The sequence below is a fragment of the Allobacillus saliphilus genome, assembly GCF_018138385.1.
Lineage (GTDB): Bacteria > Bacillota > Bacilli > Bacillales > Alkalibacillaceae > Allobacillus > Allobacillus saliphilus.
In genome coordinates this window covers 1-25,603 of the sequence record NZ_JAGSIE010000025.1, presented here as the reverse complement: position 1 = coordinate 25,603, position 25,603 = coordinate 1, and the positions used below count along the sequence as shown (strand labels likewise).

Annotated in this window: 25 protein-coding genes; 19 read left to right on the top strand and 6 right to left on the bottom strand. The window is 39.1% G+C overall.

What is annotated here, in order from left to right:
• Positions 1–2 precede the first annotated feature (2 nt).
• Positions 3–2,429 carry a phenylalanine--tRNA ligase subunit beta gene (gene pheT, locus KC820_RS08775; protein WP_212370305.1) on the top strand — a complete coding sequence of 809 codons (2,427 nt, stop codon included), beginning with the start codon at positions 3–5 and terminating at the stop codon, positions 2,427–2,429.
• Positions 2,430–2,582: 153 nt separating this feature from the next.
• Here the strand turns inward: pheT and KC820_RS08770 are convergent, their stop codons facing one another.
• The 4 genes from KC820_RS08770 to rnhC form a co-directional block, all read right to left on the bottom strand.
• Positions 2,583–3,800, bottom strand: a complete 1,218-nt coding sequence (locus KC820_RS08770) for an MFS transporter (protein ID WP_212370304.1) — start codon at positions 3,798–3,800, stop codon at positions 2,583–2,585.
• 70 nt (positions 3,801–3,870) lie between these two features.
• Positions 3,871–4,443: a DUF2087 domain-containing protein gene (locus KC820_RS08765; protein ID WP_212370302.1), complete on the bottom strand. Its 573-nt coding sequence runs from the start codon at positions 4,441–4,443 to the stop codon at positions 3,871–3,873.
• Positions 4,444–4,568: 125 nt separating this feature from the next.
• Positions 4,569–5,060 (bottom strand): GNAT family N-acetyltransferase, encoded by a 492-nt coding sequence (locus tag KC820_RS08760; protein WP_212370299.1) that lies wholly within the window; start codon positions 5,058–5,060, stop codon positions 4,569–4,571.
• An 11-nt stretch (positions 5,061–5,071) separates the two neighbouring features.
• Positions 5,072–5,989, bottom strand: a complete 918-nt coding sequence (rnhC, locus tag KC820_RS08755) for a ribonuclease HIII (protein WP_212370297.1) — start codon at positions 5,987–5,989, stop codon at positions 5,072–5,074.
• Between the two features lie 144 nt (positions 5,990–6,133).
• Here rnhC and zapA point away from each other — a divergent pair, with 144 nt between their 5' ends.
• The 4 genes from zapA to KC820_RS08735 all read left to right on the top strand — a co-directional run bounded on the left by zapA (position 6,134) and on the right by KC820_RS08735 (position 11,099).
• Positions 6,134–6,412, top strand: coding sequence for a cell division protein ZapA (zapA, locus tag KC820_RS08750; protein ID WP_212370295.1), 279 nt, complete (start codon positions 6,134–6,136; stop codon positions 6,410–6,412).
• Between the two features lies 1 nt (position 6,413).
• On the top strand, positions 6,414–6,947 hold the full coding sequence (locus KC820_RS08745) for a CvpA family protein (protein ID WP_212370293.1): 534 nt from the start codon (positions 6,414–6,416) through the stop codon (positions 6,945–6,947).
• Between the two features lie 85 nt (positions 6,948–7,032).
• Complete coding sequence (polX, locus tag KC820_RS08740) at positions 7,033–8,751, top strand: DNA polymerase/3'-5' exonuclease PolX (RefSeq protein ID WP_212370291.1); 1,719 nt, start codon at positions 7,033–7,035, stop codon at positions 8,749–8,751.
• Positions 8,751–11,099 (top strand): endonuclease MutS2, encoded by a 2,349-nt coding sequence (locus KC820_RS08735; RefSeq protein ID WP_212370290.1) that lies wholly within the window; start codon positions 8,751–8,753, stop codon positions 11,097–11,099. Before polX ends, KC820_RS08735 begins: the two co-directional genes overlap by 1 nt.
• Before the next feature lie 119 nt (positions 11,100–11,218).
• On the opposite strand, the gene KC820_RS08730 is transcribed toward KC820_RS08735, so the two are convergent.
• Positions 11,219–11,509 carry a hypothetical protein gene (locus tag KC820_RS08730; RefSeq protein ID WP_212370345.1) on the bottom strand — a complete coding sequence of 97 codons (291 nt, stop codon included), beginning with the start codon at positions 11,507–11,509 and terminating at the stop codon, positions 11,219–11,221.
• A 277-nt stretch (positions 11,510–11,786) separates the two neighbouring features.
• On the opposite strand from KC820_RS08730, the gene KC820_RS08725 reads away from it, so the two are divergent.
• The 12 genes from KC820_RS08725 (at position 11,787) to KC820_RS08670 (ending at position 23,617) form a co-directional block, all read left to right on the top strand.
• Complete coding sequence (locus tag KC820_RS08725; protein ID WP_212370289.1) at positions 11,787–13,472, top strand: long-chain-fatty-acid--CoA ligase; 1,686 nt, start codon at positions 11,787–11,789, stop codon at positions 13,470–13,472.
• Positions 13,473–13,568: 96 nt separating this feature from the next.
• Positions 13,569–14,156 carry a TetR/AcrR family transcriptional regulator gene (locus tag KC820_RS08720; protein ID WP_212370288.1) on the top strand — a complete coding sequence of 196 codons (588 nt, stop codon included), beginning with the start codon at positions 13,569–13,571 and terminating at the stop codon, positions 14,154–14,156.
• A 13-nt stretch (positions 14,157–14,169) separates the two neighbouring features.
• The gene (locus KC820_RS08715) at positions 14,170–14,943 is read left to right on the top strand and encodes an enoyl-CoA hydratase (RefSeq protein WP_212370287.1); all 774 of its coding nucleotides are present in this window, start codon (positions 14,170–14,172) and stop codon (positions 14,941–14,943) included.
• Between the two features lie 18 nt (positions 14,944–14,961).
• Entirely contained in the window at positions 14,962–15,735 is a 774-nt protein-coding gene (locus KC820_RS08710; protein WP_212370286.1) for an electron transfer flavoprotein subunit beta/FixA family protein, read from the top strand.
• Between the two features lie 27 nt (positions 15,736–15,762).
• A complete protein-coding gene (locus KC820_RS08705; protein WP_212370285.1) occupies positions 15,763–16,734 on the top strand; it encodes an electron transfer flavoprotein subunit alpha/FixB family protein in 972 nt (323 codons plus the stop codon).
• 377 nt (positions 16,735–17,111) lie between these two features.
• Positions 17,112–17,426, top strand: a complete 315-nt coding sequence (gene trxA / locus KC820_RS08700; RefSeq protein ID WP_212370283.1) for a thioredoxin — start codon at positions 17,112–17,114, stop codon at positions 17,424–17,426.
• 92 nt (positions 17,427–17,518) lie between these two features.
• Positions 17,519–19,330, top strand: a complete 1,812-nt coding sequence (gene uvrC / locus KC820_RS08695) for an excinuclease ABC subunit UvrC (RefSeq protein ID WP_212370281.1) — start codon at positions 17,519–17,521, stop codon at positions 19,328–19,330.
• A 145-nt stretch (positions 19,331–19,475) separates the two neighbouring features.
• Positions 19,476–20,096 (top strand): succinate dehydrogenase cytochrome b558 subunit, encoded by a 621-nt coding sequence (locus KC820_RS08690; protein WP_144088028.1) that lies wholly within the window; start codon positions 19,476–19,478, stop codon positions 20,094–20,096.
• A 41-nt stretch (positions 20,097–20,137) separates the two neighbouring features.
• Positions 20,138–21,889 carry a succinate dehydrogenase flavoprotein subunit gene (gene sdhA / locus KC820_RS08685; RefSeq protein WP_212370280.1) on the top strand — a complete coding sequence of 584 codons (1,752 nt, stop codon included), beginning with the start codon at positions 20,138–20,140 and terminating at the stop codon, positions 21,887–21,889.
• A 40-nt stretch (positions 21,890–21,929) separates the two neighbouring features.
• Positions 21,930–22,697: a succinate dehydrogenase iron-sulfur subunit gene (gene sdhB, locus KC820_RS08680; RefSeq protein WP_212370278.1), complete on the top strand. Its 768-nt coding sequence runs from the start codon at positions 21,930–21,932 to the stop codon at positions 22,695–22,697.
• Between the two features lie 116 nt (positions 22,698–22,813).
• Complete coding sequence (locus tag KC820_RS08675) at positions 22,814–23,266, top strand: acyl-CoA thioesterase (RefSeq protein WP_212370277.1); 453 nt, start codon at positions 22,814–22,816, stop codon at positions 23,264–23,266.
• A gap of 126 nt (positions 23,267–23,392) precedes the next feature.
• On the top strand, positions 23,393–23,617 hold the full coding sequence (locus KC820_RS08670; RefSeq protein WP_144088024.1) for a helix-turn-helix domain-containing protein: 225 nt from the start codon (positions 23,393–23,395) through the stop codon (positions 23,615–23,617).
• Here the strand turns inward: KC820_RS08670 and KC820_RS08665 are convergent.
• Complete coding sequence (locus tag KC820_RS08665; protein ID WP_212370275.1) at positions 23,607–23,975, bottom strand: nucleotidyl transferase family protein; 369 nt, start codon at positions 23,973–23,975, stop codon at positions 23,607–23,609. The two genes, KC820_RS08670 and KC820_RS08665, sit on opposite strands and share 11 nt — an antisense overlap.
• 268 nt (positions 23,976–24,243) lie before the next feature.
• On the opposite strand from KC820_RS08665, the gene KC820_RS08660 reads away from it, so the two are divergent.
• Positions 24,244–24,669, top strand: a complete 426-nt coding sequence (locus KC820_RS08660) for a MarR family winged helix-turn-helix transcriptional regulator (RefSeq protein WP_212370343.1) — start codon at positions 24,244–24,246, stop codon at positions 24,667–24,669.
• 26 nt (positions 24,670–24,695) lie between these two features.
• Entirely contained in the window at positions 24,696–25,514 is an 819-nt protein-coding gene (racE, locus tag KC820_RS08655) for a glutamate racemase (RefSeq protein WP_212370273.1), read from the top strand.
• The last annotated feature ends 89 nt before the right edge of the window (positions 25,515–25,603 follow it).

Genomic DNA, 25,603 nt, shown 5'->3' with positions numbered 1-25,603 from the left:
CGATGTTAGTTTCAATTAATTGGTTAAAAGAATATGTGGATATCGAAGGCATTCCAACAGGAGAATTAGCTGAAGCCATTACAAAAACAGGCGTCGAAGTAGACGGCATCCACGGTCCGATTTTGAATGATGATAAAATTGTTGTCGGATATGTTGAAGCGTGTGAACAACACCCAAATGCCGACAAGTTGAACCTGTGTCAGGTGAACGTTGGTGAAGAAGAACTCGCGCAAATTGTTTGCGGTGCACCGAATGTTGCGCAAGGACAGTATGTTGTTGTCGCTCGACCTGGCGCAAGACTCCCAGGCGGGTTGAAAATTAAAAAAGCGAAACTGCGCGGTGAAGCATCAGAAGGAATGATTTGCTCATTGCAAGAATTAGGTGTCGATGAAAAATTCGTTCCCGATCATCAAAAAGACGGTATTTTTGTATTTGATGAAGAGGTACAAATCGGTGAACCGGCTTGTCCGTTACTCAATCTAAACGACCAAGTACTAGAGCTCGATCTAACACCAAACCGGGCGGACTGCCTAAACATGGTCGGGATGGCTTATGAAGTCGCTGCTATTTATAATAAAGAACTTCAATTGCCGTCACCGGCTGTTACGAAAGCTGATGAGTCGTCCAAAGATTACATCGCTGTTCGTATAGAGAACAAAGAAATGAATCCGTATTACGGTGCGTGGATTATCAAGGATTTAGAAGTGAAATCGTCTCCATTATGGTTGCGTAATCGCTTGATCAGTGCAGGCATTCGCCCGATCAATAATTTAGTTGACATCACGAACTATGTTTTGTTGGAATACGGTCAGCCGCTTCACGCTTTCGATTACGACCGTTTTGGTAGTAAAGAAGTTGTCACTCGTCCAGCTCATGAAGGTGAAACGATGACGACACTTGACGGAAAAGAGCGGACACTCCAACCAGAACACCTACTCATTACAAACGGCGAAAAGCCTCATGCATTGGCTGGTGTAATGGGCGGTCAAGATTCCGAAGTTCAAGATGATACAACGACTATTCTTTTAGAGGCTGCTTATTTCGATCCGAGAACCGTTCGCAAAGCATCGAGCCAACACAATTTACGAAGTGAAGCGAGCGCACGTTTTGAAAAAGGAGTCGACCTTGCACGTGTGAAAGAAGCAGCAATGCGTGCAGCTGAATTATACGAAGAGTTAGCAGGCGGAACAATTTTAGGTGAAATGGTTGAGGAAGGTTCAACGGATCGTGAACCAGTACAAATCACCTTTGAACGTCATGAAATTAATGAGCGTATAGGGACGGAATTATCCATTGATCAAATGAATGATATTCTCGAACGTTTGCGCTTGCCATATGAACAGCAAGGTGAGCAATATACTGTTACGCCACCATCCCGAAGAAATGACCTTCGTATTCTCGAAGATATGGTTGAAGAGTTTGCTCGTTTATACGGTTACGACCATATTCCTTATACATTGCCAACAGGTCAATCAAATAAAGGTGGCTTAACGAAACGTCAACGATTAACTCGTGAAGTACATGCTTATTTACAAAAAACAGGATTAAACGAGGCATTGACGTATTCACTGACGACAGAAGAAAAATCAAAGCATTTTGTCAGTCCGGAAATTCAAACCGATCAAGAGGCCGTGAAATTAATGATGCCAATGACCGATTTGCATAGTCATTTGCGATTAAGTGCCATACCTGAATTGCTTTCGAGCCTTCAATATAATGTGGCAAGAAACCAATATAATCTCGGGTTTTATGAACTCGGATCTGTTTATTTACCGAATGCAGGCGAGGATGTACTGCCAAAAGAAGAGCTTCGCGTTGCTGCTGCAATTACGGGGATTTGGGAGAATCATCCGTGGCAAGGAGAAAAGAAACCGGTTGACTTCTTCGTGCTAAAAGGAATTTTAGAAGGTCTTTTCGAACACTTCCTGAAAAGCCCAGTAGACTTTGAAAAAGCGAGCTTAGCTGGCTTGCATCCCGGTCGGACAGCATTATTGAAAATCGATGGAGAAACGATTGGCTATATCGGACAGTTACACCCAACGGTTCAAAAAGATCATGACTTGGATGAAACTTACGTATTTGATGTGAACTTAAAAAAAGTGTTTGATTATGTTGACAAAACACCGGATTATGAGGCAATCACTAAATATCCAGCTGTTTCACAAGACCTGGCTTTCGTTGTGAATGCCGAGATTGCGGCAAAAGAAATCGAAGCCACCATTTATGAACAGGGACAGCCGTATTTGAAAGACATTCGAATTTTCGATGTGTACCAAGGTGAGCATATGGAAGAAGGTAAAAAATCCATTGCATTTAACCTAACCTTCCAAAACAATGAACGAACGTTGAAAGATGAAGAGGTTGATGAGGCGAGAGAACGAATCATCGAAAAGGTAAAAGAGGCATTTAGCGCAGAATTTCGTGGTTAAAAAAGATGCACTTCAGACAATAAAAGTCTGGAGTGCATTTTTGAGTGAAATCTTCACTTATGAACGTAGACGCCCAACAAACGAGTCTACACATTCCACCTTCAAAGAAAAGACACTCAACATTCGTCCATTAAATCAAATCTCGCGTAATACTCAATTAAATAATGAAAATAATCTTCTTTTCTCCTTGTAAAAATCAACCTTTTTAAACATCATCCAGTAGATACATGTAAAAAGGATATATAGCATACCAACAACCGCTCCTAATAATCTAGGATCAGCAAATTCCAAAAATAGGCCACCAACTGCCATCATAATCCCTAATGTTACATTAGTAATCATTTCGGTCAAACCGAAGAACGTACCTTGTTTGTGTCTTGGTACGGATTTCATAATCAAGGTATTCAAGCCGATATCGCTGATTCCACCGGTGAATGTTATGAAGATCACCGTCAATAGTGCAGTTAGAAAAGATGGGGCTAAACTGAGAAAAATATGCCCGAGACCCTCGAATGCAATAAATAAAATGATGACGAAAACTAATCTTTTCTTGATGAAGTTTGATGAAAATGAACTCAAAATAAATCCAATTCCTAGACAAGCATAGATCAATCCAACGCCAAGGTCGGCCATTGAAAACACATCAAGTGCATAAATGCTCATTAATACATTATCGACTCCATTGGCAATCGGCATCGTAAACGAAATAATGATAAAAATAATGAGCAGCTTGGATTTGAAAAACATTCGATAAGAGCTACGAGGTATTCTCTCTGTTTGATGCGAAATTTCCACGTTTGGCTCCTGAACGTTTGCCAGAAAGAAAATCGACACGAGAAAACAAAGTGCATTCATTAGAAAAGCTGAATTCATCCCAAACAGGAAAGAAATTAATCCTCCTAATGATGAACCGATGACTAAGACAAGACCCATGCTGATTTGCTCAATCGAATTGATATGAACCAAATGTCCCTGCTGAACGAGTGCAGGGATGGTAGCTTTTCGGGTAGGTGCGTAAATCGCCTCGCCAAGCGCTAATCCAAATGAACTGACATACACAATCCATAATTGTTCCGCACTTTCGGCAAATAGTAGAGTCAGCACAATCGGTACCCTGATTGTTTCAACGAATAGTAGGATTGACCTTTTGGAAAAGCGATCCGCCAACATTCCACCAATAGGGGCCATGATCAAAAAGGGAATGAGTCGTACGAAAAAGAGGAGACCTAAGGCGAATCCCGATTGGGTATATTGGTAAATTAATGCTAACAAGGCAACCTGTGTGAACCGATTACCCATTCCATTGAATAGATTAGAGAAAAACAATAATTGATAATTCTTTTCCATTTTCCAAACACGCCAATTTTTCATACCGAAAACCTCATTTTGAAAACATCTAATTTTATATCTATCTAATTAGTTTCCGAAAAATAAAGCTGATTTAAATCAGCCATAATTCACGTGGATTCAACTCATAATTTCCATTTTCCCGTGACATAAAGTGGTGCATAATCATTTCTCTTCGAATGGTTGCAAAGTCGTCATGAAATTGTTTAATGTATTCGTTGATTTCTTTCTCTGGATATACCTTGCCGGGTTCCAGCCCCTCAACCATATGTTCCAAGATAATCAAACGTTTTTTCAACTGGGCAGGAATAGATCGTAATTTACCTTCTGAATCCTTGAAGTTATTGAGAATCTTATATTTTTCTTCGTCACTCACTTCTAATTCATTGTTCATTTCATCATCTCCTAATTTCATGATGGCACTGGCCAATCGGTTTAATTTATCTTCGTTCAAATGAAAATAGATTGTATTTTTATCACGTCGTTGATAGACGATATCGATTTCTTTCAACTTGGTTAAATGGTGTGAAATGGTTGGTGGAGTCAATCCCAATTTCCCTGCAATGGCTTGCCCATGTAGCGGACTATTCTTTAATAAGGCAATAATCCGTAGACGAGTCTTATCACCAACGGCTTTGTGAAAACGGACAATCCGGTTCAGTTGCATATAAACACCTCTTAATTAGATAGATAACTAATTAGATTATAGTCGAATTAGTTAGTGATAGCAATCTTTTTTTTAGATTCATGAAAAAGAAGTTGAACAGAACGTCTATTCAACTTCTCCCATCATTAAATCAATCTTGACATATAATACGCATCCACGTATCGACCGTTAATCAACAAAGAATTTCTTTTTGTTCCTTCAATTTCAAAGCCCATCTTCTTATAGAGAGAAACACTTGCTATATTCTCTTTGACAACCGTCAGTTCCAATCGATGAATATCACGATCTCTTGCCCAGTCTTCCATTTCCTTAAATAATAAACGACCAATACCTAGGCCACGGTGATTTGAATGAATCCCGATGACAATATAGGCGCTATGTTTATTCCGTTTTGCTTTACCACCGAATACCATTAAATTTCTAAGTAGATCTTGCTCTTTTTCAGCAACCAAAATGGTTGAATGGTCATCTAATTGTCTAATCATATTTCGCTGTTGATCAATGGAAACCTTTCTTTCTCCCGGTTCCAAAAGCATATATCTCGAGTGATCCTCGACTGCTTTGATCAAATGAATAAGTGCTTCTGCATCATTTTTTTGAACTTCACGTACATCCAATGAAAATCCCCCTACAAAAGCTTTTTACCCTTCTGTGTGTTGGCAAAATGCGTTTTGGCGATTTGATCTAAATATCCGGTACCTTTTTGCTTGATCAATCGGGCAATTTGCTTGTCGACAATGTTGGAAGCACCTTTTTGAATCGAAAATCCAACCTTTTCAGATATACGATCGATCTCTTGTAAAAAGCGATAGCGAGCTAGCATGGAAGCTGCAGCTACTGGCGTCGAATAACTCTCTGCTTTTGTCATGAATGTCAAATCATCAAATGATTGCTCACCTGTTTCTCGTACGGCTTTATGAAAGGTAGATGGTTCACAAAACTGATCGACAACGGTTCCTTCAAAAGATGAATTGCCTAATTTCTTTCGGACGTTTTGTATCGCATGGTGGTGCATCCAAGCTTTCATTTTCACTTGAGACCAGCCTTTGGATTTCAATTGGTTATACCTCGGATTATCGAGAACAACGGAACTAAAAACAATATCGGTTAATAAGACGTCTTTCATGACCGATCGAATGGTGTCATCGGATAAGGTTTTGGAATCGCGGACGCCTAGTTCTCTTAACAGCTCTTGTTGTTTTTTGGTAGCGAAAACGCAAGCGACAGTAATGGGACCGAAATAATCGCCTGTTCCTGCCTCATCAGATCCCATATGTGAATCGTTTAAAAAAGCGGGAAGACTTCGATTTGTCTTATTCTTTTTCTTTTTGTCATTGGTTTCAGCTTTTCCCCAACGGCTCGCTTCTTTCTCAGCTTCATTCCCCTGAAATACCACTTTTCCAGACTGATACGCCGTGATGGTGCATCCGTTCACCTTTGCCGAAAAATGTGCGTGAGGGGGTGTTTTTGGAAGAATATTCGACTGGTATGTATTTTGCATCTGTTGAATGATTGATTGGTTTACTTTTACTACAGCGTGTGCCATGAAAATAGAACTCCTTTATGGATTAGCATATTTTCTCCTAGTATATCACGCGATACTCACATTCGCAGGAAGTAAATGTACTTTCCAAGCGATATGTAAACGTGTTACTATATGGAGTAGAATAACGCGGGAGGAGGCTACTGAATGGATGGTTCTAATCAAACGAAATTAACAGTGGAAATTCACAAGAAAAAATATACCATTGTTGGCCAAGAATCCTCAGAACATATCAAAATGGTAGCAAGCTTGGTTGACCAAAAAATGGATGAAATTCAATACGCAAAGCCTTCATTGGATACATCCCAATTAGCTGTATTAACAGCTTTGAATACGATGAATGATTACTTGAAACTCAAACAAGAACATAACGAACTATTGAACCGAGTGAATCGTGGAAATAGACGGAAAGAGGATCAAAGGTAACATGTTGGATATTTTATTATTGATTTTATTGATTTTTGGTTTTTTAATTGGTTTAAAACGCGGGCTCGTCATGCAAGTCCTTCACATTGTCGGTTTTATCGTTGCATTTATCGTCTCTGTTTTATATTACAAACAGTTAGCTGGCAAAATCGAATTATGGATTCCATATCCGGATTTTTCTACAGACCAATTTTGGGGTGCATTGTTAAACTCTACAATACTAGAAAACTCATTCTATAATGGGTTAGCTTTTTTCGCGATATTTGTCTTAGTGAAGATCGTCATGCAAATCATTGCGAACTTACTGGATTTTGTAGCCAACCTACCGATTTTACATAGTGTGAATAATCTATTGGGTGCCATACTAGGATTTATTGAGATGTATCTAATATTATTCGTGATCTTATTCATTTTGTCGCTCGTTTCGGTAGAGATGATTCAAAATCTCATACAAAACTCCGTAATTGCCGGATTTATGATTGAACATACACCTGTTTTGACTGAGCAATTGAAAGAACGAATATTTCCTGAATGAACGAATGAAGAGGTTCACTCAATGCGAGTTGGCCTCTTTTCTTTTCAGTCATTGAATGAATAATTGCTGAGTAGGAGTGCTCTATATGGATAAAAAGAAAGTCATTAAACATTTGGAAACGATTGCTATTTATTTGGAATTAAAAGGTGAAAATCCATTTAAAATATCTGCTTATCGGAAAGCTGCACAAGCATTGGAACGTAGTGAACATTCATTGGATGAGATTGACGATTTTTCAAAAATGGATGGTATCGGTAAAGGTACCAATGCGGTAATCATGGAATTCATCGAAACAGGTGAAACGGAAACGCTGAATGAATTGAAAGAAGAAGTGCCTGAAGGCCTGATCCCATTATTAGAACTACAAGGGTTAGGTGGAAAAAAGCTGGCAAAGCTCTATAAAGAACTCGGTGTAGTTGATGCAGTGACATTACGTAAAGCTTGTGAAAATGGTGAAGTAGAAAAGTTAAGTGGGTTTGGAAAAAAATCCGTTGAAAAAATAGTACAAGCATTAGACGATATCGGTAAACGTCCAGAGCGTTTACCTCTTTCTGATGTTTTAGTATTACCACAACTGATTGAAGACGAGTTGGAAAAAATAGACGGCATTGAACAATACTCAATAGCGGGCAGTATGAGACGTCTCCGTGAAACGATAAAAGATTTGGATTATATTATCGCAACGACGAATCCAAAGCAAGTAGCTGACACGTTGGTTCAGTTACCGATGGCAAAAGAAATTGTTGCACATGGAGAAACGAAGGTGACGGTAATAATAGAATCAAGATGGGATGTTTCAGTTGATTTTCGTCTCGTAGCACCGAATGAGTATTACACAACACTCCATCATTTCACTGGGTCCAAAGATCATAATGTGGAAATGAGAAGATTAGCAAAGCAAAAAGGCTTGAAAATCAGTGAATATGGAGTCGAGGAAGAAGAGACTGGAAAGATTCATACATTTGATTCGGAACGAGCATTTTTTGAGTTTTTGGATGTCCCTTATTTACCACCAGAAGTACGTGAAACAGGTGAAGAAGTTTCTGTAAATCAATCTCCGAAATTGATTGAATTGGATGATGTAAAAGGCGACTTACACATGCACACGACTTGGAGCGATGGCGCACAATCGATCGAAGAAATGGTCAAGAAGAATATCGAAAAAGGCTATCAATTTATAGCCATTACAGACCACTCAAAGTTTTTGCGTGTAGCAGATGGATTAGATGAAGAGCGACTTCGTCAACAGCGCGAAAAAATTGAAGAAGTCCAAGAGAAATATCCAGAGATTAAGATATTTTGTGGTGTAGAGATGGATATTTTGCCAGATGGAATGTTGGATTTTACAGACGAGTTTTTAAAAGAAATGGATTTTGTCATCGCATCGATTCATTCAAGTTTTAATCAAACAGAAGAACAAATTATGAAGCGGATGCGGACCGCTATGGAAAGTCCATATGTGGATATGATTGCTCACCCGACTGGACGATTGATTGGACGACGTGAAGGCTATGCATTAGACATCAATACGTTCATTGACTGGGCCGTCGAAACTAATACGATTATCGAACTGAATGCGAACCCAAACCGATTGGACTTACATTGGACGGAACTTCGAAAAGCACAAGAAAAAGGTGCACGGATTGCGATCAACACAGATGCACATAGCTATCAAATGCTCGATGATATGGCAATTGGTGTGAAGGCTGCTCGAAAAGGGTGGATCGAAAAACATACAGTAGTCAATACATGGACCCCAGAGGAGTTACAATCATTTTTGAAAATGAAAAAAGGTGAAGCGTAATGGATCAAAAAATAATGAAACAACTTGAATTCCCAAAATTGATCAAGCAAATCGTGGATCATGCGGAAACAAATCGCGGAAAAGAAGCGGCTGCAAAGTTAATGCCTTCAGCTGATTTTGAAGAAGTCATTCGATGGCAAAACGAAACGGATGAAGCGGTTCAAGTTTTACGAACACAAGGGCATATGCCATTAGGTGGTATTCATGACCTTCGTGGAAGTACAAAACGTGCTAAAATCGGTGGAATGTTGAGTGCGACAGAACTGCTCGAGATTTCGGATACATTGCGCGGGAGTAAACGGGTGAAAATATTTGTTCAAGATATAGAAGAAGTGGATACGCCGGTTCTAATCAATTTAGTTGAACAAATTGAACCGCTTAGTAACCTCGAGAAAGAGATTCATATGTGCATCGATCAAGATGGCAAAGTGATCGATAGTGCTTCGCAAACCCTAAGAAGAATACGTAGCCAAATCCGCTCGTCGGAGAGCAGTATACGTGACCGACTGGAAGGGTATACCCGAACTTCTAGCAGTAAGTTATCAGATGCCATTGTCACGATTAGAAATGATCGCTACGTTCTTCCAGTTAAATCCGAACATCGAGGAAGTTTTGGTGGCATTGTTCACGATTCATCCTCCTCCGGTCAGACGCTATTTATCGAACCACAAGCGGTCGTTGAGTTAAATAATAAGTTGCAAGCTTCAAAGGTGGAAGAACAACAAGAGATTGAACGGATTTTGACTCGGTTAACGGAATTAGTTCAGCAAGACGCGGAACCGTTAGAGCATAATGGGGATATTTTACAAAAAATTGATTTCTTATTTGCTAAAGCGAAGTATGCTCAGCAAATTCGTGCAGCAAAACCTGAAATGAACCATGACGGTTACATTAAAATGGTCCAAGCTCGACATCCACTCATTCCTGAAAATAAAGTGGTCAGTAATGATATCGAAATCGGAAAAGACTATCGTGCAATATTAATTACTGGTCCAAATACGGGCGGTAAGACAGTTACATTAAAACTGGTAGGATTATGTACATTAATGGCCCAATCGGGTTTGCAAGTCCCTGCGCTTGATGGCTGTCAGCTTGCTGTATTTGACCACGTGTTTGCGGATATAGGTGATGAGCAATCCATTGAGCAAAATTTAAGTACGTTTTCCAGTCATATGACGAATATCGCATCCATTATTGAGCGGTTTAATTCGAATTCGTTGGTCCTGTTCGATGAGCTCGGTGCAGGTACAGACCCTCAAGAAGGTGCAGGTCTTGCCATGTCCATTTTGGACTATGTCGTCAACTTTAACGCCAGAGTCATTGCGACAACCCATTATCCGGAACTAAAAGCATACGGATATAATCGAGAGCAAGTCATCAATGCTTCCGTTGAATTTGACGTGGAGACATTACAACCTACCTATCGATTACTGATCGGTGTACCGGGTCGAAGTAATGCTTTTGAGATTTCTGGAAGAATCGGTTTGAAGCCAGAAATTATCGAACAAGCAAAAACGATGATTCACGAGGATAGCCGATCTGTAGAAAATATGATTGCTTCATTGGAGACGTCCAGAAAGCAAGCTGAGAAAGACTTTGAAGAAGCGGAAGAAATTTTACAAGAATCCGAGAGACTACGTGAAGAATTGAAACGGGAATATGACCGCTACTTAGCAAAGAAAGAGGATTACCAAGAAGCGGCTAAGAAAAAGGCCCAGAAGATTGTTGATCAGGCAGAACAAGAAGCGGAATCAATTTTACAAGAACTTCGACAAATGAAAAGTTCAGCAGAAATCAAAGAACACCAATTAATTGACGCCCGGAAGAAAATTTCGGACCAAAAAGAAGCTTTACAAGAGACCGATCAAAAACAACAGATGGAGACAACAGACCAACCAGACGTATTTGAATCAGGCGACGAAGTTCATGTATCTTCCTTCAACCAAAAAGGTCATATTGTCTCTCAATTGAATGACAATGAGTATGAAGTTCAGCTCGGAATTATGAAAATGAAGGTACCAAAAAAACAATTACAGCTCATTAAACGAAAAGAAAAAGAGCAAAAGACGACGCCAATGGCTACTGTTCGCGGGAGACAAAGTCACGTGAAGACAGAATTGGATTTAAGAGGTGAAAGATACGAGGATGCCCTACATCGGTTGGAAAAATATCTAGATGATGCCCTATTGGCAGGATACCATCAAGTATCAATTATTCATGGAAAAGGGACCGGAGCGTTAATGAAGGGTGTCCATGCATTCGCTCGAAATCATCGGTCAATCAAAAGCTATCATTTAGGTCATCCAAATGAAGGTGGAAGTGGTGTGACAATCCTTTCGCTTAAATAGAACAACAAGGAGATTAGACATGGAAACATTAGCAAAAGTGTTAGTTGTTGTGGCGGTTTTGTTTATGATTATCGGGGTTGTATTTATGGTGATGAATTGATGAATCAATGACGTCCAGGCTAATGGGCGTCATTTTTTAATCGTTCAAGAAATATAGGGCTTATATTTAGTAAAATTGAAGCAATCGTTAATAGCCATAGCACACTTTCCATACCTGAGACTACATCCGATAAAGCTGCCCAATCTTCCGCTTTTACCCATTGAGCTACAAGGCTGTATTCTGAACATAAAGTAAATGCTGTAAATGATAATCCAATTGCCATAGCAAGCTTATAATCTCTTCCAGCTATGTACATATAGATATTTATAAGTGTAGCTACTACAGCAATAAGACCTAATATAATCCACATAACAATACCTACTTTCAAATGAAATCTTCATTTCTAGAATTTTCTTATTATTACATTATCATAACCTTTTGGATTTAGAAACATGCTAAAAGTTAATCCACCGGAACCGCACTATTGTATAAGCATTTTTCTACTAGGAGCATTTACATATAGGTTATTTAAATAAGAACAGATGAATATTCATTCACTTATTTTCAGACAATTTTAAATTCTATTTTAAATTTCCGGAAATAATGTATATAATAAAGGTAAGATGAAAAATAAGGAGGAATCATTTATGGGGGTAGACGTAGTGAAACCATGGTTTAAACATTATCCAGAACAAGTTTCACCAACGATGGAATACGACAAAAGACCACTTCATGAATATTTGGAAGAATCTGCGAGTCGTTTTCCTGATAAAATTGCCGTTCATTTTATGGGGACAGAATTATCGTTTCAAGAAGTTTACGATTCAGCAAGAAAATTCGCATCCTATTTACAATCATTAGGGTTAGAGAAGGATGATCGAGTTGCTATCATGCTTCCGAATACACCGCAAGCAGTAATTGCTTATTATGGTGCATTGCTTGGTGGAGCAACTGTTGTGCAAACAAACCCATTGTACACAGAACGTGAATTAGAATATCAAATGAAGGACTCTGGCGCGAAATTTATCGTTTGTTTAGATATTTTGTTGCCGAGAACAACGACTGTGAAGCCAGAAACAGATATCGAACACATTATTGTAACCGGTATCAAGGATTATTTACCATTTCCGAAAAACTTAATTTATCCATTCATTCAAAAACGTGAATACAATATGGTAGTTAAACCTGAGCATTCAGGTGATACGCATGTTTGGACAAAAGTAATGGATGATTCCACGACGGATTATACACCTGTTGAGATTGACCCTGTGGAAGACTTGGCTTTGTTACAATACACTGGTGGAACGACGGGTTATCCTAAAGGGGTAATGCTTACACACTACAATTTAGTATCCAACACACAAATGTGTTCGAACTGGTTATATAAAACGGAGTATGCGAAAGAAAGCATTCTTGGAATTTTGCCGTTTTTCCACGTTTATGGGATGACGACTGTAATGAACTTATCGATCATGATGGCTCAGAAAATGATACTTATCCCGAAATTTGATGTCGATACTGTGTTGAAAACCATCCAAAAAGAGCGACCAACGATGTTCCCGGGTGCCCCGACAATTTATATTGGACTTCTCAATCATCCAAAGTTGAACAAGTATGATCTTTCTTCTGTTGAAGCGTGCATTAGTGGTTCAGCTCCATTACCAAGTGAGGTTCAACAACGATTCGAAAAGGTTACGGGTGGTCGATTAGTTGAAGGATATGGACTAACAGAGACCTCTCCTGTGACACATGCCAATTTAGTTTGGGAAAATAGACGCTCAGGAACTATTGGTATACCTTGGCCAGATACGGATTCCAAAATTGTCAATGCTGAAACAATGGAAGAAATGCCAGTAGGAGAAGTCGGAGAAATAGCTGTAAAAGGACCACAAGTTATGAAAGGCTATTGGAATCGGGAAGAGGATACAGCGAAGACTTTAAAAGATGGCTGGCTCCTTACAGGTGATATGGGTAAAATGGATGAGGATGGATATTTCTATGTCGTCGATCGAAAAAAGGATATGATTATTGCAGGTGGATTTAATATTTATCCAAGAGAAGTGGAAGAAGTTCTTTATGAGCATGAAGCTATTCAAGAAGCGGTAGTAGCTGGAGTACCAGATCCTTATCGTGGAGAAACTGTTAAAGCATATATTGTATTGAAAGATGGATATGATGTGTCAGAGAAGGAATTAAATACGTTTTGTCGTGAAAATCTCGCGGCCTTCAAAGTTCCTAGAATGTACGAATTCCGTACAGAATTACCTAAAACAGCTGTCGGAAAAATCTTACGACGTAAGTTAGTCGATGAGGAAAGAGAAAAATTAAACTAATTGTTTGAAAATGTCGCATCGTAGTTGACAGCAATACGATTTATTTATATGATTAAAGGTGAATGACCATTCATTCATTCTAGGGAGTCAGAATTTATGAAGAGTGAAAAACCAAAATACAATCAAATATTAGATGCGGCGGTGGAAGTCATTGCAGAAAATGGCTACCACCGTTCCCAAGTATCAAAAATCGCTAAAAAAGCTGGGGTAGCCGATGGAACCATCTATCTTTATTTCAAAAATAAAGAAGATCTACTCATCTCTTTATTTCAAGAGAAAATGGGTAACTTCATTGAGCGGATCCGTAAAGCGACTGAAAATGATGAGGGAGCAGATGAAAAACTATTTGCATTAATTGATACGCATTTTCGACAACTATCAGAAGATCCTCATCTAGCCGTCGTTACCCAATTGGAATTAAGACAATCCGATAAACGATTACGCGCGCAAATTAATGATGTGCTGAAAGGCTATCTACACATTATTGACTCAATTATCAAAAGTGGAGTGGAAGAAAAAATATTCCACAATCATCTGAATATTAAGTTGGTTCGACAGATGATTTTTGGTATGCTTGATGAGGTAGTGACCAATTGGGTGATGCAGGATCAACGCTACGATTTGAAAAAACAGGCAAAGGATGTACATTTCCTTATTTCCAACGGCTTAAAAAAACATACGTAAAGGGGTTGAGTAAATGGATGCACTCTCTTTAACGAAAAAAGAAAATATTGCAACCGTTACCATTCAAAGTCCACCAGCTAATGCATTATCGTCCCAGATTTTAAAAGATTTAGCGACTGCGCTGGATGATGTCGAAAATGATTCCACGATCAAAACGGTAGTCATTCAAGGCGAAGGCAAGTTTTTCTCAGCCGGTGCAGACATTAAAGAATTTACATCCTTACAAAATGCCGACGATTACGAGGATCTTTCCAGTCAAGGTCAAAATTTATTCCGGAGAATTGAAAAATTTAAGATTCCGGTCATTGCATCAATCCACGGAGCTGCCTTGGGAGGCGGACTCGAACTGGCGATGTCCTGCCACGTTCGCATTGTCACCAAGAGTGCTAAACTCGGGTTGCCAGAGTTGAATCTTGGCATTATACCAGGCTTTGCGGGGACACAACGTTTGCCGCAGCATGTAGGTATGGCCAAAGCTTATGAAATGATTTTAAGTGGAGAGCCAATCTCTGGCGAAGAAGCTGCAACATTAGGTCTCGCAAATCATGCTGTGTATGAGGATTCATTAGAAGAATTTTCTATGAATCTAGCAAAAAAATTCGCAACAAAAAGTGGCCCTTCGATCAATGCTGTTATGAAGTTAGTACCATTCACTCAGACTTCTCAGTTTAAAGAAGGTGTGAAACGAGAGGCAGAAGAGTTTGGCAAAGTGTTTGGTAATGAAGATGCAAAAGAAGGAATTCAAGCTTTCATCGAAAAGAGAAAACCAAATTTCAAAGACCAGTAGAATGAAGGAGGTAATCCAATGAACATTTATGTTCTGATGAAAAAAACATTTGATACAGAAGAAAAAATTCAAATCAATGGTGGAAAAATCGATACAGATGGTGCTGAGTTTATCATTAATCCATATGACGAGTATGCCATTGAAGAAGCAATTAAAGTCCGTGATGAACACGGCGGTGAAGTGACTGTTGTAACAATCGGTGACGAAGATTCTGAGTCACAGTTACGTACAGCGCTAGCCATGGGAGCAGATAAAGCTGTTCTAATTAACACAGAAGACGACATTGAAGAGGGCGACCAAGTCACGACTACAAGAATCTTGGAAGCATACTTTGAAGACAAAGAGGTCGATCTTATTCTAGCTGGTAACGTTGCGATTGATGAAGCGAGTGGTCAAGTAGGTCCACGATTAGCTGCTAAGCTAGATATTCCATATGTAACGACGATTACATCGCTTGAAATCGATGGAGATACTGTGAAAATTGACAAGGACGTAGAAGGTGACGTTGAAAAAGTGGAAACATCACTACCACTACTCGTTACTTGCCAACAAGGTTTGAACGAACCGCGTTACCCATCCTTACCGGGGATTATGAAAGCGAAGAAAAAACCGTTAGAAGAACTTGAAATCGACGATCTTGATTTAGATGAAGATGATGTTGAAGCGGCAACTGAAACTGTCGAAGTTTTCCTTCCACCTGAAAAAGAAGCAGGAAAAGTGTTAGAAGGAGAAACAGACGAGCAAGTAAAAGAGCTTATTTCTTTATTAAAAACTGAAGCAAAAGTACTTTAATCAACAGGTGCAGAAAGGAGAATAGCAATGGGGAAATATTTAGTAATTAGTGAAGTTCGAGACGGAGAGTTGCGTAACGTTTCATTTGAAAATATTGCAGCTGCTCGCCAAATCGATGAAAATAGTGAAGTTGTAGCAGCCGTTTTAGGCGACGGGGACCTTGAGTCTCTTGGACAGGAATTAATTCAATATGGTGCGGACCGAGCGGTTGTCGTGCAGCATGAAAACTTGAAAAACTATACTTCTGATGGATATGTACAAGCAGCAATGGCTGTCATCGAGCAAGAAGACCCAGACGGCATTGTTATGGGACATACCTCAGAAGGAAAAGACTTGTCACCACGAATTGCAAGTAAATTGGACAGTGGATTAATCTCTGATGTGACGGAAATCGAAGGAAGTGGAGATGATGTAAAATTCATCCGACCAATTTATTCAGGTAAAGCCTTCGAGAAAAAAGTCATTACAAATGGTAAGACATTCATTACCATTCGTCCGAATAACATTGCACCGCTTGAAAAAGACGAATCCCGCTCTGGTGATGTTCAAAAAGTAGAAGTAGATGTTCAAAACCTTCGCACGGTAATTAAAGAAGTCATTCGTAAGGCTTCTGAAGGTGTTGATTTGTCAGAGGCTAACATTATCGTTGCAGGTGGACGTGGTGTGAAAAGTGCAGAAGGATTCGATCCATTGTATGAATTAGCAGATGTATTAGGCGGAGCTGTAGGTGCTTCTCGTGGAGCAGCTGACGCTGGCTACTGTGACTATTCACTTCAAATTGGACAAACTGGTAAGGTTGTAACACCTGACCTGTACATCGCAGTCGGTATTTCAGGTGCAATCCAGCACTTAGCAGGAATGTCTAACTCAAAAGTTATCGTTGCGATTAACAAAGACCCTGAAGCTAATATCTTCAACGTTGCTGACTATGGTATTGTCGGAGATCTATTCGATGTCGTACCAGCATTGACGGAAGAAATTAAAGCGCTAAAAGGTTAATATTATTTAAAGTCAAAACCGGCTAATTCCTTTAGGGGAATATAGCCGGTTTTTTGATAGGAAAGCAACTCTTGGTCTTAAACGTGTCGTGCAAGCTGTCCGTCAAACGCGTCGAGCCGCCCGACAAATGCGCCGAGCCACCCGACAACCGCGTCAAGCCGCCCGACAAATGCGTCGAGCCGCCCGACAAAATAATCAAGCTTCCTAGCTTTTTAGGCTACTCTCCCAATCAGACTTCATTTTACTAATTCCAGTAAAAATAACTACTAGTCACCGTTTACACATGCACACAGACGACTTATAAACAAAGTATTGGAAGTAATGAATAACGCCATGATATACTTAGTTTGAATTTGAAATGTTAGGAGGAATAGAAAATGGCTATTGTAAATGCAACTGATCAAACATTTAACGAAGAAGTATCTGAAGGTACCGTGCTAGTAGACTTTTGGGCTACTTGGTGTGGTCCATGTAAAATGATCGCTCCTGTATTGGAAGAGTTAGACTCCGAAATGGGAGATGAGGTAAAAATCGTCAAACTTGATGTTGATGAAAACCAAGAAACAGCTCAAAAATTTGGTGTCATGAGTATTCCAACGTTGATTCTATTTAAAGACGGTGAGCAAGTAGATCAAGCACATGGTTACCAACCAAAAGATGCTTTAAAAGAATTCGTTACAAAAAATGCATAAATCATAGGGTAAGGGCTGACTCATTGAGTTAGCTCTTGCCTTTTTTAACATGCTTCCTCTAGGAACAAAGAAACTGATCGAGGTGTACATATATGCATAAAAATATTCAAGAAAAGTTAGCCGTCCTTCCAGATAAGCCGGGATGCTACTTAATGAAAAACAATAAAGATGAAGTCATTTACGTAGGGAAATCCAAACTACTTAAAAATCGTGTGCGCTCGTATTTTACCGGAGCACATGATTTGAAGACCCAGCGGCTTGTAAATGAAATCGTCGACTTTGAATATATCGTTACATCTTCTGAAATGGAAGCTTTGATTCTAGAGATGAACTTAGTAAAAAAGTATGACCCGAAGTATAACGTCATGCTAAAAGATGATAAGTCGTATCCATTTTTAAAAATTACAAATGAACAACACCCTCGATTGATCGTGACACGAAAAGTAAAGAAGGATAAAGGGAAATACTTTGGTCCCTACACAAACGTTTATGCAGCAAGAGAAACGAAAAAACTCTTAGACCGACTCTATCCACTCCGGAAATGTAATGTCATGCCAAAAAAAGTTTGTTTGTATTATCATATCAATCAATGTTTAGGTCCATGTGAATTACCGGTTAGTAAAGAAACAAACCAAGAAATTGTCCAAAAAATCACTACATTTTTGAATGGCGGCCATAAAGAAATTAAGCAAGAACTGAAAGAAAAAATGCATGCATTCTCTGAAAACCTGGACTTCGAAAAAGCGAAGGAATACCGTGATTTAATTGATCATATTGAATCGGTCATGGAAAAGCAGACGATGCAGTTAGGTGACTTAACGGAGAGAGATGTTTTTGGCTACGCATACGATAAAGGTTGGATGTGTATCCAAGTATTCTTTATTCGACAAGGGAAGTTAATCGAACGTGATGTTTCTTTATTTCCGTTTTATACAGATCCAGATGAAGCATTTACTAGTTATATTGCACGATTTTATTCCCATTCAAATCATATAAAACCGAAAGAAATTTATCTTCCGATTGGTACTGATGCCGATTTAATTGGTGAATATTTAGATGTCCGAGCAAAGACACCATTTAGAGGGCAGAAGAAAAAGCTTGCTGATTTGGCTATGGAAAATGCGCAAATTGCTTTACAAGAGAAATTTTCTTTAATCGAACAAGATGAAAATCGAACGATTAAAGCTGTCGAAGAGCTCGGTGAATACTTGAATATTGAAACACCACATCGAATTGAAGCGTTCGACAACTCCAATATTCAAGGTACAGATCCTGTATCTGCAATGGTTACGTTTATTGACGGACGACCGAAAAAAAGTGATTATCGTAAATACAAAGTGAAAACAGTCGAAAAACCGGATGATTATGAAACAATGCGAGAAGTCGTTCGGAGAAGGTATACACGCGTGTTGAAAGATAAATTACCGCTTCCAGATTTAATTTTAGTGGACGGCGGAAAAGGTCAGATGTCGGCTGCTTTAGACGTACTAGAAGACGAGTTAGGCTTGAGCATCCCTTTATGCGGAATTGCGAAAAACGACAAGCATAAAACGAGTGAATTATTATATGGGAATCCACCTGAACCGGTACCCCTCAAACGAAATGAACAACCGTTTTACTTGATTCAGCGTATCCAAGATGAAGTTCACCGTTTTGCGATTACATTTCATCGTAAGGTAAGAGGGAAGTCGACGATTCAGTCTAGTCTGGATGAAATTGAAGGAATTGGGCCAAAGAGAAAACGGATGTTGTTACAGCATTTTGGTTCGATTGATAAAATTAAGCAAGCTGAAAAAGAAGCGTTTACAAAGCTTGGAATCCCCGATCATATTGCTGAAAATATTCGTCATTATTATATTCAGCAAGAGAACATGGAATTGGAATTGGAAGAAGAGGACAATTAACTTGTCGTTACATGTCAAAATAATGACAAGTTTTCTTGACGCTTTTTCATCCTAGAAGTACAATTGAACTTGTCATGTAACTTTATTAGGGAGTCGTATGAAAACTCTTTCAAAACAATTTTTCATCAGATGAGGGGGGTAACACATGGCGGATCAGGAAAAACGCGAATACAATTTGCGTAGATTGCATTCATTGCTAGGTGTCATTCCAATTGGCTTATTTTTAATGCAGCACTTGGTAGTCAACCACTTCTCCACGTATAGTGAAGAAGCTTTTAATACAGCTGCTGGTTTTATGGAAAATTTGCCACTTCGGATCGTCTTGGAATTTGGGCTAATTTATATCCCGATTCTTTTCCACGGAATTTATGGGGTGTATATCGCTTTTGTATCTGAGATGAATCTAGGAAGGTATGGGTGGTTCCGTAACTGGATGTTCATGCTTCAACGACTTACAGGAATCATTACACTTATTTTTATCGGATGGCACGTTTGGGAAACACGCTTAGCAAACGCAATTTATGGTACTGAAGTGAACTTTGATATGATGGCGAGCATCTTATCATCACCATTCATGTTTTGGTTCTATGTAATTGGTGTCCTTTCAGCAGTATTCCACTTTGCGAATGGACTATGGTCTTTCTTTGTTACTTGGGGATTGATCATTACACCAAGATCCCAAAAGATTATGACATACGTCGTTCTAGTCGTATTTGTCGTTTTCGGTTATATGGGAATCGCGTCACTAATCGCATTTGCTTCATAACACGTTAAACTGTTCAATAATAAGGGAGTGAAACAAACACAATGAGTAATAAAAATATCGTTATTGTTGGCGGTGGTTTAGCTGGCTTGATGGCTACAATTAAAGCTGCTGAAGCAGGCGTGCATGTTGATTTGATTTCGCTTGTTCCAGTAAAACGCTCCCACTCTGTTTGTGCGCAAGGCGGTATCAACGGTGCAGTAGACACGAAAGGTGAAGGAGATTCTCCAGCAATTCACTTTGACGATACAGTATATGGTGGAGATTTCTTGGCAAACCAAAAACCGGTTAAAGATATGTGTGAAGCAGCACCAAGCATCATACATATGATGGACCGTATGGGCGTTATGTTTAACCGTACGCCAGAAGGTTTGTTGGATTTCCGTCGTTTTGGAGGAACACAACATCACCGTACAGCTTTTGCCGGCGCAACAACAGGTCAACAATTAATGTATGCATTAGATGAGCAAGTTCGTCGACATGAAGTCAACGGACTCGTGACTAAATATGAAGGATGGGACTTCTTGTCACCTGTCATTGATGAGAATGGTGTTTCAAGAGGAATTGTTGCTCAAAATATCCAGTCCCACGAAATCAAAGTATTCAAAGCGGATGCTACCATTATGGCAACAGGAGGACCTGGAATTATCTTTGGTAAATCCACCAACTCTGTCATTAACACTGGTTCAGCCGCAACTAGCTTATACTTACATGGTGCACATTATGCAAACGGTGAGTTTATTCAAATTCACCCAACAGCAATTCCAGGAGACGACAAGCTTCGCTTAATGAGTGAATCAGCTCGTGGTGAAGGTGGTCGTGTATGGACATATAAAGACGGAAAACCATGGTATTTCCTTGAAGAGAAATACCCTGCTTATGGTAACCTGGTTCCACGTGATATTGCGACACGCGAAATCTTTGACGTTTGCGTAAACCAAAAACTTGGAATCAATGGCGAGAACATGGTTTACCTTGATTTATCACATAAAGATCCGAAAGAGCTAGATGTTAAATTAGGTGGAATTATTGAAATTTACGAGAAATTCGTTGGCGAAGACCCTCGTAAAGTACCAATGAAGATTTTCCCAGCTGTTCACTATTCAATGGGTGGACTATGGGTGAGCGATGATCAAATGACGAATATCCCTGGTGTATTTGCAGCCGGTGAATGTGACTTTACAATTCACGGTGCTAACCGCTTAGGCGCAAACTCCTTACTTTCATGTATCTATGGCGGTATGGTTGCTGGACCAAACGCAGTTGATTACATCAATGGATTAGATTCATTGGCAGCAGATCAGAGCTCTCAGTTATTTGATGCGAAGTTGAAAGAAGAGCAAGATTATTTTGATGAAATTATGAACATGACGACGGGTACAGAAAATGCGTATGATATTCACCGTGAACTTGGTGAGTGGATGACAGCAAACGTAACTGTTGTTCGTGAAAATGACAAGCTACTTGAAACAGATAAGAAGATTCAAGAGTTGATGGAACGTGCCAAAAACATTAACATCAATGATACAAGCCGTTGGAGTAACCAAACAGCAATGTTTATCCGTCAGTTGGATCATATGTTACAATTAGCACGTGTAATCACTATCGGAGCGTATAACCGTAACGAAAGTCGTGGAGCGCATTATAAACCAGAATTCCCTGAGCGTAATGACGAAGAATGGTTGAAAACGACTAAAGCTACTTATAATCCAGAAACAAATGCCCCAGAATTTTCTTATGAAGAAGTAGATGTTTCCTATATTGAGCCACGTAAACGTGACTACTCAAAATCGTAAGGTCGAACGGACTACAAAATGGAAGAGGGGGTAATTCAAAATGGCGGAAGAAAAGAAATCAATTAAGTTGATCATTACCCGTCAAGATGATCCAGATGGTAAGCCGTATGAGGAAGAATTCGAAGTTCCATATCGTGAAAATATGAACGTAATTTCAGCTTTAATGGAAATCAGAAGAAACCCTGTGAATGCTAAAGGTGAAAAAACAACACCTGTATTTTGGGAAATGGGTTGTTTAGAAGAGGTTTGTGGTGCGTGTTCCATGGTCATCAATGGAAAACCACAACAATCTTGTACTGCACTAGTCGATAAGCTGGAACAACCAATTAAATTAGCACCAATGACAACATTCCCTGTTGTACGTGACTTGGCAGTCGATCGTAGCCGTATGTTTGACTCCTTGAAAAAGGTTAAAGCATGGGTACCGATTGATGGCACATACGACTTAGGACCAGGGCCACGAATGGCTGAAAGTAAGCGTCAATGGGCATACGAATTATCAAAATGTATGACTTGTGGTGTTTGCTTAGAAGCTTGTCCAAATGTGAATGATCGTAATGATTTCATTGGGCCTGCTCCATTATCTCAAGTTCGTTTATTCAACGCTCATCCAACAGGCGAGATGCATAAAGCTGAACGCATGGATGCATTGTTAACAGAAGGCGGACTTCAAGACTGTGGGAACTCACAAAACTGCGTAAAAGTTTGTCCAAAAGGAATTCCTTTGACTACTTCTATTGCAGCTGTGAACCGTGAAGCTACTATTCATTCTTTCAAGAGCTTCTTCGGAAGTGACTATCACAACTAATGGTGAAGGAAGGGCCAACAATTTATTTTGTTGGCCTTTTTTCTACCATTATATTTTTTAATAGAACTGAATGAGTATTCATTTTAGTAAAATCATTAAATGAGGTGTAAAAATTAATGAAACAAATTTCCTATATTCCAAACTTTGAAGAATGGAAAAAAGAGTTTACTTATTACATTCCCATTAAAGTTCGTTTTTCAGAAACAGATATGTTTGGTCATGTGAACAACGTGTCTACGTTTATTTATTTTGAAGAAGCAAGAACATCATTCATTGAAGAACATAAGATTTTTGGAGAACTGACCGGTTCTGTAGAAAATGTACCAGTGGTCAGTGATTTACAATGTGACTATTTGAAACAAATGTATTTTGGTCAAACCATTAAACTATATTGTAAGATCCAACAACTAGGTCGCAGTTCCATGGATATTCATTATATGGCTACTGACGAAAAGGGTGATATTTGTCTGACTGGAAGAGGCCGTGTCGTTCAAATTAACGCAAAAACAGGCAAATCAACTCCGTTTTCTGAAGAACAATTAAAAATTATTGAATCAACAAAAGATTAACCGTATAAGAGCATATATTATAAGAATTACGAACAGAAACCCCTTCTTATTCATAAAGTATGATGACTAGTTTATTTCCTCAGATGAAGAAGTAGCTCACTTCTTACACAGAGGAGGGGTTGCCGCTTGAATAATGACAAATATCGAGCCAGTAATATATTAACCAAAAGAGAAAGAGAAGTTTTTGAGCTGTTAGTCCAGGATCGGACAACAAAAGAAATTGCAGAACAGCTATTCATTTCTGAAAAAACGGTCAGAAATCATATTTCGAATACGATTCAAAAACTTCAAGTTAAGGGGCGATCTCAAGCCGTTGTCGAGTTAATCCGCATCGGAGAGATCAAATTGTAAACCGGCATAATTGCCGGTTTATTGTTTTGTTTTTGATTGCTATTCTATATTTAAACTTGTTTGACGAAACTAGCTGGTTGAACGGGTTCATTTGAAGAAAGTTAATTATGGTTTTAATTAGATTTCGCGATTGAGAGTAGTGTATTGAATGCTGACTGCCACGAGACTCAGTGTTTCCATGCCCGACAAAGCGGTCTAGCCGCCTGACAAAGCGTTCCAACCGCCCGACAAAGCGTTCCAACCACTCGACAGAACGTTTAAGCCGCCCGACAAAGCGTTCCAACCGCTCGACAAAGCGTTCCAACCGCTTGACACAGCGTTTCAACCACCCGATAAAATCATTTAACACGCCCCACAAGATTAGAGAGCCGCCTACCCAACACCCATCCAACGAATTTTAAGAAGAGATATGATGACCATTTCATTGAAAATGCATAAAATAATAAAAAGAGTTCATTACTAATCAAATTTTTATTTTATATACTGATATTAACTCTTATATACGTTTAAAATGATGTTTTGTACATTTAGACTTGAATTTTGGATAAAAAACACTGAAAATAGTTATATGGAGCAGTCGGACAGGAGGAGATTGTGTGAATTCGACAGAGCATGCTCAAAAAATTATGGAGATGGAAAAAAGTTTGCGATACATATCACACATCGTTAAACAACGTGGAAGAGAGATTCTTAATAACTATCCCATTACACCACCACAATTTATTGCCCTTCAATGGTTAAGAGAACTGGGCGATTTAACGATTGGTGAACTCTCCAAGAAAATGTATTTAGCTTTCAGTACAACAACGGATTTAGTCGATCGAATGGAGAAAAATGAATTGATTGTTCGAATTAGAGACCCAAAAGATCGTCGCGTTGTACGAATACATTTATTAGATAAGGGAAAAGACATTATTACTGAAGTGATTCAAAAACGACAAGATTATTTGTCAGAGATCTTATTAACTCATTCAAAAGATGAATTCGACTGTCTACATGACTCCATGGCTCAGTTATACAAAGTCATGATTGATCATGAACAACAAAATTAATCCTATACTAGAGAGAGGCAACTAGAATGAATAAACCAATAGGGGTAATTGACTCAGGAATAGGCGGTTTGACTGTATTAACAGAATTACATCGTCAATTGCCAGATGAACAATTTATATACTTAGGAGACACATTAAGATGTCCATATGGGACAAAAACAGAAGAACAAGTCGTTCAATACACGTGGGAATTAGTCAACTATTTAACCCAGCATGATATTAAATTACTAGTCATTGCTTGTAATACAGCTACAGCAATTTTATTAGATGACTTACGAGATAAATTATCCATTCCTGTGATTGGTGTAATTGAACCAGGAGCACGTGCGGCCGTTCAATCAACAAAAACGAATGCGGTTGGGGTCATCGGAACAACGAATACCGTTAAAAGCGACGCCTATGCAAATACACTGAAAATATTAAATCCGGCTATTGAATCGTTGAGTGTAGCGTGTCCAAAATTTGTTCCGATGATTGAAAACGGAAATGTCACTGGCGAAGCAGTTAAAAAAATCGTAAAAGAGAGCTTGCAACCCTTTCAAGATAAAGCCAAAATGGATACGCTGATTCTTGGGTGTACACATTATCCTATTATTCAAGACATCATTGAAGAAGTAGTTGGCGATCATGTAACGGTTTTGTCCTCTGCACTGGAAACAGCAACTGAAGTAAGATCGATATTAGCTTATACAAACACTCTGCATGAGCCAATGGATGCACCTGTAGAACCGATTATCTATACGACGAAAGAAATCCAATCATTTGAGAAATTAAGTGCATTATTAAGTCAATTTGCTCATATTCACCTTGCAAAGGTACAAGTAAACGAACAAAGAACTTGGTAAATTGCCAAGTTTTCTTTAGTTTGCCCGGCATGGGTGAATTCTAACGGGTGAAAGTCCCGAGTGTGACCTGGTAGCGGTAAGCACATAGT

Excerpts from the sequence above, each read along its gene's own strand:
- racE (WP_212370273.1), top strand. The coding sequence starts at position 24,696 with ATGAATAAACCAATAGGGGTAATTGACTCAGGAATAGGCGGTTTGACT.
- KC820_RS08725 (WP_212370289.1), top strand. The coding sequence starts at position 11,787 with ATGGGGGTAGACGTAGTGAAACCATGGTTTAAACATTATCCAGAACAA.
- polX (WP_212370291.1), top strand. The coding sequence starts at position 7,033 with ATGGATAAAAAGAAAGTCATTAAACATTTGGAAACGATTGCTATTTAT.
- sdhA (WP_212370280.1), top strand. The coding sequence starts at position 20,138 with ATGAGTAATAAAAATATCGTTATTGTTGGCGGTGGTTTAGCTGGCTTG.
- KC820_RS08715 (WP_212370287.1), top strand. The coding sequence starts at position 14,170 with ATGGATGCACTCTCTTTAACGAAAAAAGAAAATATTGCAACCGTTACC.
- trxA (WP_212370283.1), top strand. The coding sequence starts at position 17,112 with ATGGCTATTGTAAATGCAACTGATCAAACATTTAACGAAGAAGTATCT.
- KC820_RS08730 (WP_212370345.1), bottom strand. The coding sequence starts at position 11,509 with ATGTGGATTATATTAGGTCTTATTGCTGTAGTAGCTACACTTATAAAT.
- zapA (WP_212370295.1), top strand. The coding sequence starts at position 6,134 with ATGGATGGTTCTAATCAAACGAAATTAACAGTGGAAATTCACAAGAAA.
- sdhB (WP_212370278.1), top strand. The coding sequence starts at position 21,930 with ATGGCGGAAGAAAAGAAATCAATTAAGTTGATCATTACCCGTCAAGAT.
- KC820_RS08675 (WP_212370277.1), top strand. The coding sequence starts at position 22,814 with ATGAAACAAATTTCCTATATTCCAAACTTTGAAGAATGGAAAAAAGAG.
- KC820_RS08720 (WP_212370288.1), top strand. The coding sequence starts at position 13,569 with ATGAAGAGTGAAAAACCAAAATACAATCAAATATTAGATGCGGCGGTG.
- uvrC (WP_212370281.1), top strand. The coding sequence starts at position 17,519 with ATGCATAAAAATATTCAAGAAAAGTTAGCCGTCCTTCCAGATAAGCCG.
- KC820_RS08710 (WP_212370286.1), top strand. The coding sequence starts at position 14,962 with ATGAACATTTATGTTCTGATGAAAAAAACATTTGATACAGAAGAAAAA.
- KC820_RS08745 (WP_212370293.1), top strand. The coding sequence starts at position 6,414 with ATGTTGGATATTTTATTATTGATTTTATTGATTTTTGGTTTTTTAATT.
- KC820_RS08705 (WP_212370285.1), top strand. The coding sequence starts at position 15,763 with ATGGGGAAATATTTAGTAATTAGTGAAGTTCGAGACGGAGAGTTGCGT.
- rnhC (WP_212370297.1), bottom strand. The coding sequence starts at position 5,989 with ATGGCACACGCTGTAGTAAAAGTAAACCAATCAATCATTCAACAGATG.
- KC820_RS08765 (WP_212370302.1), bottom strand. The coding sequence starts at position 4,443 with ATGCAACTGAACCGGATTGTCCGTTTTCACAAAGCCGTTGGTGATAAG.
- KC820_RS08660 (WP_212370343.1), top strand. The coding sequence starts at position 24,244 with ATGGAGATGGAAAAAAGTTTGCGATACATATCACACATCGTTAAACAA.
- KC820_RS08690 (WP_144088028.1), top strand. The coding sequence starts at position 19,476 with ATGGCGGATCAGGAAAAACGCGAATACAATTTGCGTAGATTGCATTCA.
- KC820_RS08735 (WP_212370290.1), top strand. The coding sequence starts at position 8,751 with ATGGATCAAAAAATAATGAAACAACTTGAATTCCCAAAATTGATCAAG.
- pheT (WP_212370305.1), top strand. The coding sequence starts at position 3 with ATGTTAGTTTCAATTAATTGGTTAAAAGAATATGTGGATATCGAAGGC.
- KC820_RS08770 (WP_212370304.1), bottom strand. The coding sequence starts at position 3,800 with ATGAAAAATTGGCGTGTTTGGAAAATGGAAAAGAATTATCAATTATTG.